Source organism: Methanobrevibacter sp. (assembly GCF_017432245.1).
In the GTDB taxonomy this organism is placed as follows: domain Archaea; phylum Methanobacteriota; class Methanobacteria; order Methanobacteriales; family Methanobacteriaceae; genus Methanobrevibacter.
On the sequence record NZ_JAFRJO010000015.1, the window covers coordinates 25,301 to 39,064 of the forward strand.

15 protein-coding genes are annotated in these 13,764 nt (G+C 32.1%); 3 read left to right on the forward strand and 12 right to left on the reverse strand.

Annotated elements, in window-relative coordinates; genetic code table 11:
- Position 1 precedes the first annotated feature (1 nt).
- The 10 genes from IJI80_RS01415 to IJI80_RS01460 all read right to left on the reverse strand — a co-directional run bounded on the left by IJI80_RS01415 (position 2) and on the right by IJI80_RS01460 (position 8,609).
- Positions 2-760, reverse strand: coding sequence for a tRNA(His) guanylyltransferase Thg1 family protein (locus IJI80_RS01415; protein ID WP_292786863.1), 759 nt, complete (start codon positions 758-760; stop codon positions 2-4).
- 95 nt (positions 761-855) lie between these two features.
- Complete coding sequence (locus IJI80_RS01420; protein WP_292786866.1) at positions 856-1,617, reverse strand: aspartate dehydrogenase; 762 nt, start codon at positions 1,615-1,617, stop codon at positions 856-858.
- Between the two features lie 386 nt (positions 1,618-2,003).
- The gene (locus IJI80_RS01425; RefSeq protein WP_292786868.1) at positions 2,004-2,414 is read right to left on the reverse strand and encodes a PRC-barrel domain-containing protein; all 411 of its coding nucleotides are present in this window, start codon (positions 2,412-2,414) and stop codon (positions 2,004-2,006) included.
- Positions 2,415-3,057: 643 nt separating this feature from the next.
- Positions 3,058-3,783 carry a tRNA-binding protein gene (locus IJI80_RS01430; RefSeq protein ID WP_292786871.1) on the reverse strand — a complete coding sequence of 242 codons (726 nt, stop codon included), beginning with the start codon at positions 3,781-3,783 and terminating at the stop codon, positions 3,058-3,060.
- A gap of 143 nt (positions 3,784-3,926) precedes the next feature.
- Entirely contained in the window at positions 3,927-5,342 is a 1,416-nt protein-coding gene (locus IJI80_RS01435; RefSeq protein ID WP_292786873.1) for a lactaldehyde dehydrogenase, read from the reverse strand.
- A 113-nt stretch (positions 5,343-5,455) separates the two neighbouring features.
- On the reverse strand, positions 5,456-5,677 hold the full coding sequence (locus IJI80_RS01440; RefSeq protein ID WP_292786876.1) for a class III signal peptide-containing protein: 222 nt from the start codon (positions 5,675-5,677) through the stop codon (positions 5,456-5,458).
- Between the two features lie 13 nt (positions 5,678-5,690).
- Positions 5,691-6,536 (reverse strand): type II secretion system F family protein, encoded by an 846-nt coding sequence (locus IJI80_RS01445; RefSeq protein WP_292786879.1) that lies wholly within the window; start codon positions 6,534-6,536, stop codon positions 5,691-5,693.
- Between the two features lie 237 nt (positions 6,537-6,773).
- Positions 6,774-7,172, reverse strand: coding sequence for a type II toxin-antitoxin system VapC family toxin (locus IJI80_RS01450; protein WP_292786882.1), 399 nt, complete (start codon positions 7,170-7,172; stop codon positions 6,774-6,776).
- Positions 7,169-7,405 (reverse strand): hypothetical protein, encoded by a 237-nt coding sequence (locus tag IJI80_RS01455; RefSeq protein ID WP_292786885.1) that lies wholly within the window; start codon positions 7,403-7,405, stop codon positions 7,169-7,171. The genes IJI80_RS01450 and IJI80_RS01455 overlap by 4 nt, the downstream gene beginning before the upstream one ends.
- Before the next feature lie 160 nt (positions 7,406-7,565).
- Positions 7,566-8,609 carry an aminopeptidase P family protein gene (locus tag IJI80_RS01460; protein ID WP_292786888.1) on the reverse strand — a complete coding sequence of 348 codons (1,044 nt, stop codon included), beginning with the start codon at positions 8,607-8,609 and terminating at the stop codon, positions 7,566-7,568.
- Positions 8,610-8,783: 174 nt separating this feature from the next.
- On the opposite strand from IJI80_RS01460, the gene IJI80_RS01465 reads away from it, so the two are divergent.
- From IJI80_RS01465 to larE, 3 genes are all read left to right on the forward strand, one after another.
- Complete coding sequence (locus tag IJI80_RS01465) at positions 8,784-10,037, forward strand: YcaO-related McrA-glycine thioamidation protein (protein WP_292786891.1); 1,254 nt, start codon at positions 8,784-8,786, stop codon at positions 10,035-10,037.
- Positions 10,037-10,669: a TfuA-related McrA-glycine thioamidation protein gene (locus IJI80_RS01470; RefSeq protein ID WP_292786894.1), complete on the forward strand. Its 633-nt coding sequence runs from the start codon at positions 10,037-10,039 to the stop codon at positions 10,667-10,669. Before IJI80_RS01465 ends, IJI80_RS01470 begins: the two co-directional genes overlap by 1 nt.
- A 165-nt stretch (positions 10,670-10,834) precedes the next feature.
- On the forward strand, positions 10,835-11,902 hold the full coding sequence (gene larE / locus IJI80_RS01475; protein WP_292786897.1) for an ATP-dependent sacrificial sulfur transferase LarE: 1,068 nt from the start codon (positions 10,835-10,837) through the stop codon (positions 11,900-11,902).
- A 19-nt stretch (positions 11,903-11,921) separates the two neighbouring features.
- Here larE and IJI80_RS01480 read toward each other — a convergent pair whose 3' ends face one another.
- Together IJI80_RS01480 and IJI80_RS01485 are read right to left on the reverse strand one after the other, a co-directional pair.
- Positions 11,922-12,437, reverse strand: coding sequence for a hypothetical protein (locus IJI80_RS01480; RefSeq protein ID WP_292786900.1), 516 nt, complete (start codon positions 12,435-12,437; stop codon positions 11,922-11,924).
- Positions 12,438-12,733: 296 nt separating this feature from the next.
- Positions 12,734-13,570 (reverse strand): CBS domain-containing protein, encoded by an 837-nt coding sequence (locus IJI80_RS01485; protein ID WP_292786902.1) that lies wholly within the window; start codon positions 13,568-13,570, stop codon positions 12,734-12,736.
- Positions 13,571-13,764: the final 194 nt, after the last annotated feature.

Here is a 13,764-nt window from a genome sequence, read left to right on the forward strand (position 1 = left end):
TTTACAATTTTTCAAAGAACTCTGGACTAAAAATGTCCAAATCATAATCTACAAAAACTTCAGACCTTGTGGAAACTGTCTTTTCCTGTTTCTTTGGATTGAATCCTTCAATTTCCCATGATTTCTTATATACTCCAATTCCCCTTTTCTTCCAGGTTTCCACATCATTAAGGTTTATTCCTCTTTCAAACAGCATGTCATGGATTTCATTTGATTTCAATCCTTTTATCTTTTCATTAGCCTCTTCATTATCGTATTCTTTCTTAAGTGCCCAGATGCCATATCCATTGATGCAATTTCTCCAACATTCATCTTGTCTCCATTTGAAGTAGTCAGATATAGATGCATCATCGATTGGAATGATTCTTGAATCAAATGATATAGGAAATACAATATTCCTTTCATTATCTGATAGCTTGTCAAGATTGAATTCATTAGAATAATCGTTTAATAAAGAATATGTAAAGGAACTTGAAGCCAGTGAGGCGAATACAGAATTAATCTTCTCAACTCTGCCTGAAAATGGAATCTCATCCAAAAGTATGCTGATTTCATCTGAAAATGCATAAATGAATTTAGGTGCAAACTGATTGAATATATCGAGGCAAACATTTGTGATTATCTTATAGAAATTCTCATCATATGGCTTTACAAGATCTAATGCTTTTGATAAACTATGAAACTTGCGTCCATCTAAACGTATGATTATATTTGAGTTCTTTGGAACCTTCATAGTTGAATAAATCTCATAATCTTTCATCTAATCACCTAAATTCTATATAATTTCAATAAATATGATAAAATTAAATTATCACCTAAATTCTATATAATTTCAATAAATATGATAAAATTAAATCATGTTCCTACAGAGAAACATTCTCCGAAACTTTTCAAGAGTTTAATAGCTGAAAATGCAGCTAACATGCTTGTTTTTGGGTTTGCAGCAAATGGATAGTTTTCAGAACTTGTCCTGAATTCACCGAAGTCACCTTTCACTACAACCTCATGAACATTCCTATCCACTTTTGGATCTACAATTATCTTAACATTAATATCCATATTGCATGCAATGCTTAATGATGCTGCAACATTGATGTTTACTGGGAACTTTTCAACTGCTTCTGAAGCTTTTCCTTCAAATAGAACCTCTTCCTCTTCAACTTCCCTTCCTAATGATTTAGGTGCCTTTCTTGTTGTCAAAGAAGCTTCTGTAATCTTGCCTATGGATGCTGCTTTGATACCATCCAAACCTACAATTGCACCAGAAGGAGCATATACTTTAGCATTATGAGCTTCAGCAGTTTCTTTAACCTTATTCCTGAATTCATTATCCATCAATGCACCGACACTCATCACCATTAGGTCAATGCCTTTTTCAAGGATATCCAATGCAATGACCTTTAAAGCAATTGGAGAAGCAGATTCTAAAACTAAATCCACATCATCCAGCATATCCTCTAATCTTAAAACAGCAACACCATTTGCAATCTGTGCAAGATTTTCCGCTCTTTCTATGTCTGTGTCATAGAAATATTTTATTTGTATTCCACTATCGGATATGAATTCATTCACTATAGTATTGGCTATAGCTCCACATCCTACAATACCTACTATCATCAGTTCACCTCAATAATGAAAAATTGAAAAATTTATGAAAGTATAATGTTAAAATAAATTTCCCTTAATTAAATTTTCTTTAATTAATTTTTCCTTAATTATAATTATTTTTTATTAAATAAAAAACTATCTTATTGAATATAGTTAAGTGGTTGAATTTTGATTTCAAATAAAAATTAGAAAAATGTAAACCATTTATTATAAATTGTTAATAACATTGATAATAACAAGAAAAATGATGAAATTTGCTTCATGAAAAAAATTGAAAAAAAGAGAAAATAAATTAAATATGTTAATTAATCTGAAACTACATTTAGAAAAAATAGGCTAATAATCAAAGGATATGGTAAAAATCTCAAAGATTAATAACATATTTAGTTAAAGAACTATTGTACTTTTGGTATAGGAGCTTCTACAGGAGCTTCTGCCGGAGCAGCTCTAACAGGCTCAGGTCTTGGGCGAATAGACATTTCTTCTCCAGCTACTGGAGGTTTTGGTCTTTTTAAGTCTTGAGGATCAATTAACATAATGTCGCCAATAGCAGTTACTCTGTCAAACTCAATGTTAAGTAAGCCTTCTTGGAAGGTTCTGCCCACTTCTTCTTCCGGAACAAACTGGAATCCTCTTTTAAAGATGTCTCCGAATCCTGCAGTTTTTCTTTCAGGTTCTAAAGCTTTTACTTGAAGTCTAGAGATAGTTCCGTACCTGATATTTAAAACTACGTCGTGTACTTGACCTACATACTGTCCTGCTAATGTATATATATCCAAATCATAAAGAGTTGAAACTTCTACCATTTTTTTCACCATTATAACTCAATAAATCAAATAAAAATGTTTGTTGACAATGCACTTAAAACATTGCAAAATCCTTTAATTTTTAAAAATTTTAGCCTATGAATAATGAATAAATGATTAAAGATATGAATTTTTTAATTTTGAATTTTATTAATAAATTCATATGAAATTTAACAATTAAACATCAAATAAGCCTATTATATAATATATGTCTATTTGCTTATATAAATACTTTATGTTTTTTAAGTCAAAATTAACTATTAAAATTTAAAAAAATTGCTAAAATTGAAATAAAAATTAAAAATAATAATAAAAATTATCTAAAAATTAAAAAATAGAAAAATTTCAATATTAAACCGAAAAAATAAGTAAAATTTTAGAGAAAAAATTCAAAAATTTCCAAAAAATGATAATATCATGATAATATCATTGAAAATTTCATGAAATCTGAAAAAAATGTTAATATCATGTTAATGACATTAAGGAATTTTCTTAGGGTAATACTAAAATTTTAGAAAATATTAATGAAAAATAAGTGAAAAAATATTAAAAAAAGTAAAAAATTAAAAAATAGAAAAAAAGTGAAAAAGTTTTGATCAAACTTTTTCTAAAAGTTTGTCTAAAAGTTTGTCTAAAAGTTTGGTTAATTGTCCAGGAAGTTTGTAATCATGTTTTTAGTTTCATTCAATGATTCCATAGGTATTCCATTAGGCATTTGGCCCAATTCACCTTGAACTTCCTTTAAAATGCTACCATTCATTCCTAAAAACATTCCTTCAGAAACAATTTCCATAAAAGTAGCAGGAGGAAGCAATGAAACCCCTACTCTATTTCCTTCCTTAACGGTCAAGTCATTGGTAACAACTTTCAATGCTCTTTTTCCAAGATTTACGTTACAGATCATTAGGGAATCAGCATTAGGATGTTTGCTGACACTCATGATTTCACCGACCTTCACATCAATCCCAATGATTGGATCATCGATTGGTCCGAATTTGAATCTGTTTCTAAGGCCTAAAATAGTGTCAAGGAAGAATCTGACCTTAGCGATGTTTTCTTCAGTCTTTTCCCTTTCATCCTTTGGAGCTCCATTCATGAACTTATGAGCCCAATCATCACCGCCAAGGAAATCGATTATTCTATGAGCCTTTTCCTCAAGCTTGTCAACATCTTCACAATTAGCCAGAGCATCCCCTTCAAGATAGCAGTAAAGCAAAGACTTTAAGTCTGGCTCCATCCTTTTGGTTTCTTCAATAGCTCCTTTCTTATTCCAATTTCCTCTAAAACTTCCTGTTTGGACTGTTCTTAGGAATAATTCACGAGCATGCATAGCTATTAAAATTCTATAATCTTTAGCAGTATCCCACATAATATCACTTGATAATCATAAAAATTCTTCAAATTAAATAAATTTTTAATTAGTTTAGTTTTCAATTAAATACTAATTTATTTTTCTTTAAATTAATACTTTTTTAAAAAATTAATGGATTAGATAAAAAAATATTTTTTAAATTATCTGCAATTGAATGCAATCAATTTGGTCTTGCACATATCCTCAACTGCATACTTGATTCCTTCCTTGCCCATGCCGCTTGACTTGAATCCTCCAAATGGCATTGCATCTGTTCTGAATGTGGATTCCTTATTGATTAAGACTGAACCTGCCTCAATCTCATTTGCACATCTTAATGCATTATGGATGCTTTCTGTAAAGACTCCTGCCTGAAGGCCATATTGAGTGTTGTTTGCCTCTTTTATGGCTTCATCAAGTCCATCCACTCTGATTATAGGTGCAATTGGACCGAAGGTTTCACTTGCTACAATATCCATATCCATAGTCACATTGTCTAAAATGGTCGGTTCAAAGAAGCAGTCCTTTCTGTTTCCTCCAAGCAAGAGTTCTGCTCCATCTTCAATTGCACGGTTTACAGAAGTTTCAATATTAAGGGCAGAGCTCTCATTGATTACAGGCCCGATATCAGTTGATTCATCCATTGGATTTCCCATCCTTAGCTTGCTTACCTCTTTTACAAACAAATCTATGAATTCCTCTGCAATCTTATTGTCAAGAATCAATCTTTTTACACCAATGCAGACTTGACCTGAAAATAGGAATGCGCCTGATACTGCTGCATTTACAGCTTTTTCAATGTCTGCATCCTCAAGTATGACCAACGGATCGTTTCCACCAAGTTCCATTGTCAATTTCTTCATTCCTGCTCTTGATGAAATGAATAATCCAGTAGCAACACTTCCTGTAAATGATATCTTGTCTATGCCAGTTGACACAACCATTGCATCTCCAACTTCACTACCATAACCAGTAACAGAATTAATCACACCATTTGGAAAATGATTATTGATTATTTCAGCCAATCTTAAAGCGGAAAGCGGAGCTTCCATAGATGGTTTCATCACAACAGTGTTTTTAGCTGCAATAGCTGGAGCAATCTTGTGAAGGGCCAAATTCACAGGATAATTGAATGGAGTAATCGCTCCAACAACACCAAGTGGAACCTTCTTTGTAAATGCCAGGAATCTTGCTTCAGTTGGTCCTGTTGCATCAATAGGCACAGATTCCCCATAGATTCTTTTGGCTTCTTCAGCTGCAAATTGAAGTGTTTCAACAGATCTTTGAAGTTCACCAATAGCTTGCTTATATGGCTTTCCAGCTTCTGCAACAATCAGCTTTGCTATGTTCTTACTTTCCTTTTCAAGCTCTTCACATGCATTGTATAAGTTTATTGACACTTCCTTTGCAGATAAGTCATTCAATGCTTTCTTTGCATTGTTTGCAGCTTCAACAGCATTATCCACATCACTTCTATATGCTATTGGAACTGTATCTACAATTTCTCCATTGTATGGATTTATTACATCATAATGGTCTGATTTGTCTATGAATTCACCATTAATTAAGAATTTCATAATCTTGACTCCTAAATTTTTTTAATTTTATTATTTCTTTAAACTTTGAATTTTTAAAACAATTAATAAACTATTTGTTTTATTCAATAATAAGTTTTGGTAAAATATTTAAACTATTCAAATTTAGAAGCAATATCGCCAAAGGAACTGTTTAAGGTGTTTATTTCATTTGAATCAATTTCATTTCCCAAATCAACCAAATATGACTTATACATTGAAACAACAAGAAGAATGATTACAATGATTCCCCCAATAATCAATATCAATTCAACAGCTCCTTGACCTTTATTGTCTTTAATGAAACTGTTTGGGAATTTTAAATCTATATTTTTCATAATATCACACCAATTACACTAATCCAAAGAATCCTGCTCCAAAGTTGTTGATTAAATAGAATACTGCAAATGCAGAGCATGTTATCGGAATGGAATACCTAAGTCCCTTCTTCAAGTCTCCATACATTATCAAAGCAATTAGAAAACCTGCTAAAATTGAATGAATAATTAGATAAATCTCTGCAGCAAGGGGTGCAACTTCACAGATTGCCCCTCCTTTTCCAAGTTCAATCATGAAGGAGGAATAGACTCCAACCATTCCAAGTGCAAAGGGAGCCGCTATTGTTGAAGCAATGATTAGAAACATTATTGACATCATAACACTTGCCTTACGCTCCCTTTTTAATACCAGCATAGCCCTTAAGTCATCACTTACATCAAGAATGATATCAGACAATGATCCTCCACTTTTATGGGCATTGAGTATTATCTTAAAGCTTCTCTCAAGATCCTTTGAGTTGAGTCTAATTGCCATGCTGTTAAAGGATTCATCAAGTGATTTCCCCATTCTTATCTCTACTACAACCCTCCTTAATTCATCATACAAAGGCCCTTTTCCATGCTCAGACATGTCAACCAAGGCATTTTCCAAGCTTAATCCAACCTTTAGCATAGATGACAATTGTCTTAGGAAGTCTGGAATTGAGTTTTCTATTTCACTTGCCCTTTTTTCTATTTTCAAAAATAGGATTAGAATGAATGAAATTGTTGGAATGAAAATAGCTAAAATTAAAGCAATTGATAGATTAACTGATAAGGCTATTGAAACTATTGAAAATAGAATTATGAATGCAATATAAGCCATTAGAATAATTGCTAAAATCTGGGATGCAAGCGTAAATATTCCTGCCTTAAGCAAGTACTCTTGAAAGGCAATTAAAATAGATTGATGAACTTTATTTTCTATTATATTCGATAATTTGATTATTAAATCTTCAATAAACATTGATAATAGATTTGTATAAGTTACTAATAAATTTAACTTATTTATTGACTTAAGAAAACAATTTAATGAGAATATTATAAAAAATAAGTAAAATTACAATGATATTGTAAAATTAAAGTGATTTAATAAAATTAAAATTAGACTAAAAAATTAAAAAATTAAGTTTATCCCTTCAGCTTTTTTAAATTCCTTGTCAAAGCTTAAAAGATTTTCAATTTTGTGATAATGCATATCCACAATTATGCTGCAATCAGTGAAACTCAATTTAGTGCCATGCTTTTCATATATCAACATGGTAGTTGAATTGAAATCCTTGATTTCATACTCATTTATTATATGGAAAATGTCATTAATGAGATCAAATGCAGAAATGGCAGTTTCCAAATCTATCTTATTTCCAATTACAGTTATGACTTCATTAATGACTAGATTGCTGATATAGCAGTCATTTTTCTCAATCAAGTCAATATATTCCAGCGATTTCTCATGCAATGAGTCATTTTCATTCACTAAAGCAATTAAAAAAGAGGAATCAACGAAAATCTTCATTTATATAATCCCCTCTTTAATTCCACTGCATTTGTAGTCTCTTTGCTTTTGCCTAATCCTGCCAAATCATGAATTGAAGACTTTTTGCTTTTAAAAGTTATAGTGATTACATTATCTGAATTCAAATCCCAATCCATCACTGTATCTTCAGAAACATCAAATAGCTTTCTGATTTTAGATGGAATGGTAGTTTGATTGTTTTTATAAATCCTAGTGGTACCCACATTCACCATCATATCACCTATTAAAATATTATGTTAAAAGGTATATATATTTTTTACCTCTTAAATAAAAAATTAAAAGGTATGGTGAAAAAATAAGAAATATCTTGAAAAAGTAGTGTGTAAATAAAAAATGAAAATAAAAAACGAAGATGGAAATAAAAAAGAAAAATTATAATATTTGAGGTAAATTTCCAATCAATTTACCCTTTTTATCAACTAAAACCATATCCTCTATCCTTATTCCAAACTCTCCTTCAAGATAGATTCCGGGCTCAATTGTTATGACCATATTGTTCTCCAAAACAGTTTGATCCTTTATGGAAACTGATGGGTTTTCATGAATATCCAAGCCTAAGCTATGGCCAGTGCTATGAATGTAATTATCTCCATAGCCATAATCAGTTATGATGTCTCTTGCCACCTTATCCACTTCACAGGCTTTTACACCTGCCTTAACAGCTTCAATTGCCTTGTCATGAGCTTCAAGCACGATATCAGATATTTCCTCCTGCCTTTCAGTGTAGATGAAAGTTCTTGTTGTATCAGAGCAGTATCCTTCAAACTTGCAGCCGTAATCCACTAGAACAGGTGTCTCAAGGACATGTTGCCTTGGAGTTGAATGGGGAAGTGAGGATACAGGGCCTGATGCAAATATTGTGTCAAATGATTCTGCACTTGCTCCATTTTTTCTCATCAAATAGCCTAATTCATAAGCGCATTCCCACTCCTGCGCTCCCTTTTCCTGCTTGGATCTTACATCCAATTCAATGAGAGACTTATGTGCAATATCAGTTGCCTTAATCATCTTTTCAATTTCATCATGTGACTTTATCATCCTTTCAGTTGAAATGGCATTTGATATTGTAAGATTGAAGTCCTTGAACTTTTCATATACATTTGCAGTCAAGTCTGATTCAATAGCTAAACTCTTGATATTCTCTTCCTTCAAGTATTCAATCATCTTGTCAAAGGATTCATACTTCACAATATCAATGGAAGAAGTGTTTCCTGCATTTTCCATATCCATTCCAGAAACAAATATGATTGGATTTTCCTTGATTATCATGAATGCAAAGCTTGTTGACAAGTATCCAGACAAGTAGTAGATATTATTGAAATTAGCCACAAGCATGGCATCCAAGTCCTTCTCTTCCAATTTTTTCAAGATATTCTTGATGTGAAAATTATGAATCTCATTATCTTTAATTTGCATTTGAAAGCCTCAATTGAATTATTAATTTTCTCCTATATTTTCTTATATCACTTATTATTTAAAAATTAAACGAATGATTGAAATTATCCTATAACAATTATTATAAATAATCAATTACATAATATAAATATTACAAATATAAAAAGATTTTAAAAATAGCTAAGGATAAAAAACATGTTTGAAGATATTCCAATAAAATTCTTTAAGGGAACTCATAGAGTGAAAGACCCAAAAGAAACAATTGAGATAAATGAGAAAAAGCTTAGAACTGCTGGAATAACCAGATTGACCGACATTACAGACTTGGATAGAGTCAAGATCCCAGTCTTTTCAGCAATCCGTCCAACTGCACAATCAGGCAGTGTAAGCGTCTATGCTGGAAAGGGCGCTACCAGAGAGCAGGCAAAGGCGTCTGCAATGATGGAAGGATTCGAAAGGTATTCTGCAGAAAGGCAGGATATCGATAGTGAGAGAACATTTGTAGACACTTACAACAACATTAAAAATGAAATGAATATTCTCGACCCAAAAGACCTTCTCTTGCCAAAGAATTACGGCAATGAAAATGTTGAAAATTCAAGGCTCGAATGGATTGAAGCAGAAGACATAATAAGCGAAGAGACAGTCTATGTCCCATCAAATGCGGTTTTCCACCCTTACATCCCTACAAGGGAAGTGAGCCCAAGCCCAATAGCTATTTTTAAAGGAAACACAAATGGTCTTGCATCCGGAAACATCATAGAGGAATCTGTTTTGCATGGAATCTTTGAAGTGGTTGAAAGGGATGCATGGAGCATTTTTGAGCTTACTAAAAGAAACAAAAAAGAAATAAGTCAAGAAAGCATTGATAACGAGATTATCAATGAGCTCTTAGACAAGTTCAATAGCCAAGGAATTAAGATAAAGCTTATGGACATTACAGCAGACTTGAAGATAACCACAATAGCTGCAAGCGCTGATGATACTGTGCTTAAGGATCCTGCACTCCTAACTTTAGGTGTTGGAACCCACTTGAACCCAGAAGTGGCTGTGATTAGAGCGCTTACTGAAGTTGCACAAAGCAGAGCAACCCAAATTCATGGAACCCGTGAAGATACAATAAGAGCAGACTTCATGAGAAAATCCGGCTATGAACACATGAAGAGAATGAACAAGCATTACTTCCAAAGGGAAGAGGAAACAATCAATCTTTCTGATATTGAAGACAAAAGCTCACACTCAATCAAAAAGGACATTGAAACAAGCATTGAAGAGGTTCAGAAAGTTGGATTCAATCAAGTCCTATACACTGACCTTACAAGAGATGAGATCGGAATCAATGTTGCAAGAGTAATTATTCCAAAAGCTGAGCTCTATTCATTGGATGAGGAAAGATTAGGTAATCGTGCTTTAGAATATGATAGAAAAGCAAGAAGAGGGTTAGTCTGATGAAGAAGATAATAGTTTACCTTGGATTGTCCATTTTGGAGGATGAGGCTAAAACAATACTTGATGCAGACTACAGACCTCCAGTTAAAAGAGGAGACATCCTAAAGGCAATATCTGAAAAGCCAGACATCATAGGAATCATTGATGGTGCTTTCCACCATACTCCTGCAGTAGCCCATAAGGAAATCATGAAGGCATTGGATAAGGGAATTACTGTAGTTGGAGGAAGCAGTATGGGAGCTTTAAGAGCATCAGAGCTTGATGATTTAGGGATGATTGGAATCGGATATGTCTACAAGGCATACAGGTCTGGAGAAATCACTTCAGATGATGATGTGGCTTTAAGTTTTGATCCAGTCAATCAAGTTCCATTATCAGAAGCTCTTGTAAATGTTGACTACAAACTGGATTTGGCAGTAAAAGAAGGGATTATCACTGAAGAGGAAAAGGAATACATACACAATATTGCCAAAGAAATCTATTACCCTAAACGTTCCTATCAAAACATATTCTCAAAAGTGGAAATGGAAGATGGAAAGAAAACCAAGCTTATCGATTTCATATTGAAGGAAAAGGACATCAAATACTTGGATGCAATTGAAGTCTTGGAATACATTAAAAACTTAGAATAAGCTCATTTTAGAATATAACGTTGATATAGAAAATTTTAAAAGCAATAAATAATATAACAATAGTTAATTTATTATTTTTTTATATTTGATATGATATTGAACTCGGGCGATTAATCAAATTAAATTAATAATAAATGATTTTATTATTAAATAACGAGGCAAAATATGAATACAAATATCAAAATAAATAAAGTAAAAGAAATATTTAAAGACTACGGCAAAGTAGCTTTAGCTTTTTCTGGTGGAGCAGACAGCACATTGCTTGCATACCTTGCAAAGGAAGCAGGATGTGATGTGCTTGCAATCACATATAACAATCAAATTTTTCCAACAGGATTCTTGGAATTTGCAAAAGAAAGAGCAAATGAAATTGGAATAAAACATGAAATCATAGAAGGTAACTTCCTAGATGTAGATGAGTTTGTTGAAAATAGTCCAAAAAGATGTTTACTATGCAGAAACTTAATGTATGGTGCAATTAAACAAAAGGCTAATGAAGAAGGATATGAAATTATCATAGATGGAAACAATATAACAGACCTTACTCATGATAGGCCTGGGATATTGATGAAATACAAGTATGAGATTGAAAGTCCATTCATTGAAGCTGAACTTGAAACCCCTGAAATTCATAAGTTCCTTGATGAAAATAATATCAAATACTCAAATTCCACAACCTGTCTTGCAACAAGGGTCAAGACCAATGAAATAGTTACTATCGATAAGGTGAATAGGATAGACCATTGTGAAGCATATGTTAAGGAAATCACAGGTTCTGATGTAGTCAAGCTTAGAGAAGAGAAGAATGTTGCTACAATCGAATTAAGTGATTTGGACACTATTTTAGATAAGGAAAAGATTGATTCTATCCATGAAGAATTGAAATTATCACAGTATGACAAAATCTTATTGAATCTTAAAGCAATCGAAAGTGATGATGAGCTTATTTTAGATGATGAGCTTGAAAAAGGAGCAAATAATCTTAGACTTAGAAAAAGATTGCCATTCGGAATAGATATTTCAGAAACAGATAAGATTCTTAAAAGTAGGGAAAATGTGCATATAAGCAATATTGAGACTATTGAAGATATCGGTTATATCAAATTGAATATTGATGAGAAAGAGTCCAAGATATTTAGAGATGGTAAGATAAGCATTGAAAACAATGAAAACAAGGAAGATGCTAAATCATCTTTAGTAAAAATATTACCATTCATTAGAAGAACTGTATAGTTCTTCTTCATTTACTTTTTTAAATATTATTTTTTAATCTTTGCTGCCTTGCAAACTCCTTAAAGGAAATCTTCTTTTCGGTTGGAATATTCTTTTCAACAGATTTAACCATTATTCCATCATTTGAATCATCTTCTTTTTTAAATTTTAAACCTAAAATTCCTTGTGAATACTCTTCTTTTGATGAAATTCCCTTTAAGGCAAGTATTTTTCCATCCAATCTTAAAACTGTATCATCTGCTTTCACTTCAATAAGATGAATCTCAAATCTGCTTGCCTTTTCTATCTCATCATCAGTGATAAGGTCATATTTCAAAAAGAGATTTTCATGTGGAAGGACTTCATTAATTGTCCTTTTGACAGCTGATTCAAAAAGCTCTATCAGGCTTTCTATAACTGGAAGATCATTGTCCCAATAGTATGCAAGCATGACATTCAATTGGATTTCATGTTCAGAGAACTCCTCTCCAACCCTTGCTCTTATTCCAATTGTTGAATCGTTGTCCTTTATTACTAAAATAGGCTCAGATGACATGTTATCGCTCAAATTAAAAATGATTGAAAAAATTAATACTAAAACATTTATTGAAACTAATATAAATATTTTAAATCTCAAAAAAATTAGAAAAATAGCTTAAAAAATGTTAAGTGAATTCTAAAAAGAATTCAAATAACACCAAACAAGTCAATTTTAGGACTAATAATAATCCATGAATATAATATAGATTTTTTTGTATATAAAATTTCTTAGAAAAAAAATAAAAAAGAATGGTTAAAAAACCATTGGAAAGATTTTGGTCAAGGTTTTTGACGCAAGTCAAAAAGCTTGACTTATAATAAAGTTTTAATTAAGTCACTAGCTCTGACGAGTCCAACGAGGTCTCCTTCAATTCCTAAAACAGGTAATTGCTCTACATCAAGAGATCTCATTTTTTCAGCGCATACAGAGACTTTGGTTTTGGTGTTTGCAGTTACAACATCCTTGATTGCAACATCCTTAAACACTTTGTCGGTAAACTTGAGATGGTTTTTCTCAATGTATAAAACTGAAGTGCTGTCCCATGACCATTTGTCTCCTTCAGTACCTACTGAAGAGCTGTGTTCGGTTCTTTCAGAGATGATTTCACTTTCAGCAATGAAATCGGTTTCAGTCAAGATACCAGTCATTCTGTTGTTGGAGTTCAATCCGATAACGGATTTCAATCCAAAGAACTTCATTACTTCAAATGCAACATTCAATGGAGTTTCATCCCAAGTTGCAGGAATGGTTTTAATCATGTACTTTTCTACAGGTTCCTTGATTCCCATATCTGCAATAGCTAAAGCTACAATATCAAAAGAAGTTACAATTCCCACTAATTCATCTTCATCATCCACTACAGGAATTCTTCTGATGTTGTTTTCAACCATCTTTTCTGCAACTGTCTTTAAGTCATCATCCATTTTTGCGGTAATCAAGTCTCTTGTCATCAACATTGCAATTTGTTCTTCATCAGGATTGGTAATCATATCAGAACGAGTTAAAATCCCGACTAATTTGTTAGTATCATTTTTAATAACAGGCACTACAGATACATCCTCTTTTTTCATGATTCTTAAAGCATCTTCTCTGCTTCCTGGAACGGTTACATGAATAACATCTGTAGACGCTACATCTTTTACTTTCATAAGTAACACCTAATTGATTTTTAAATAAGATTAAAACAAGTATTGTGATAATTTCAATTCATTTTATTTTCTTATCTTTTCACACATAATTATCACATACCGATATAATTTTTGTTATAAGTTTTTAACAAAAAGTAGTATTCTTATTATACCTTTGTTAATATATTGTTTATCATTTAAATAATTTTAGTATA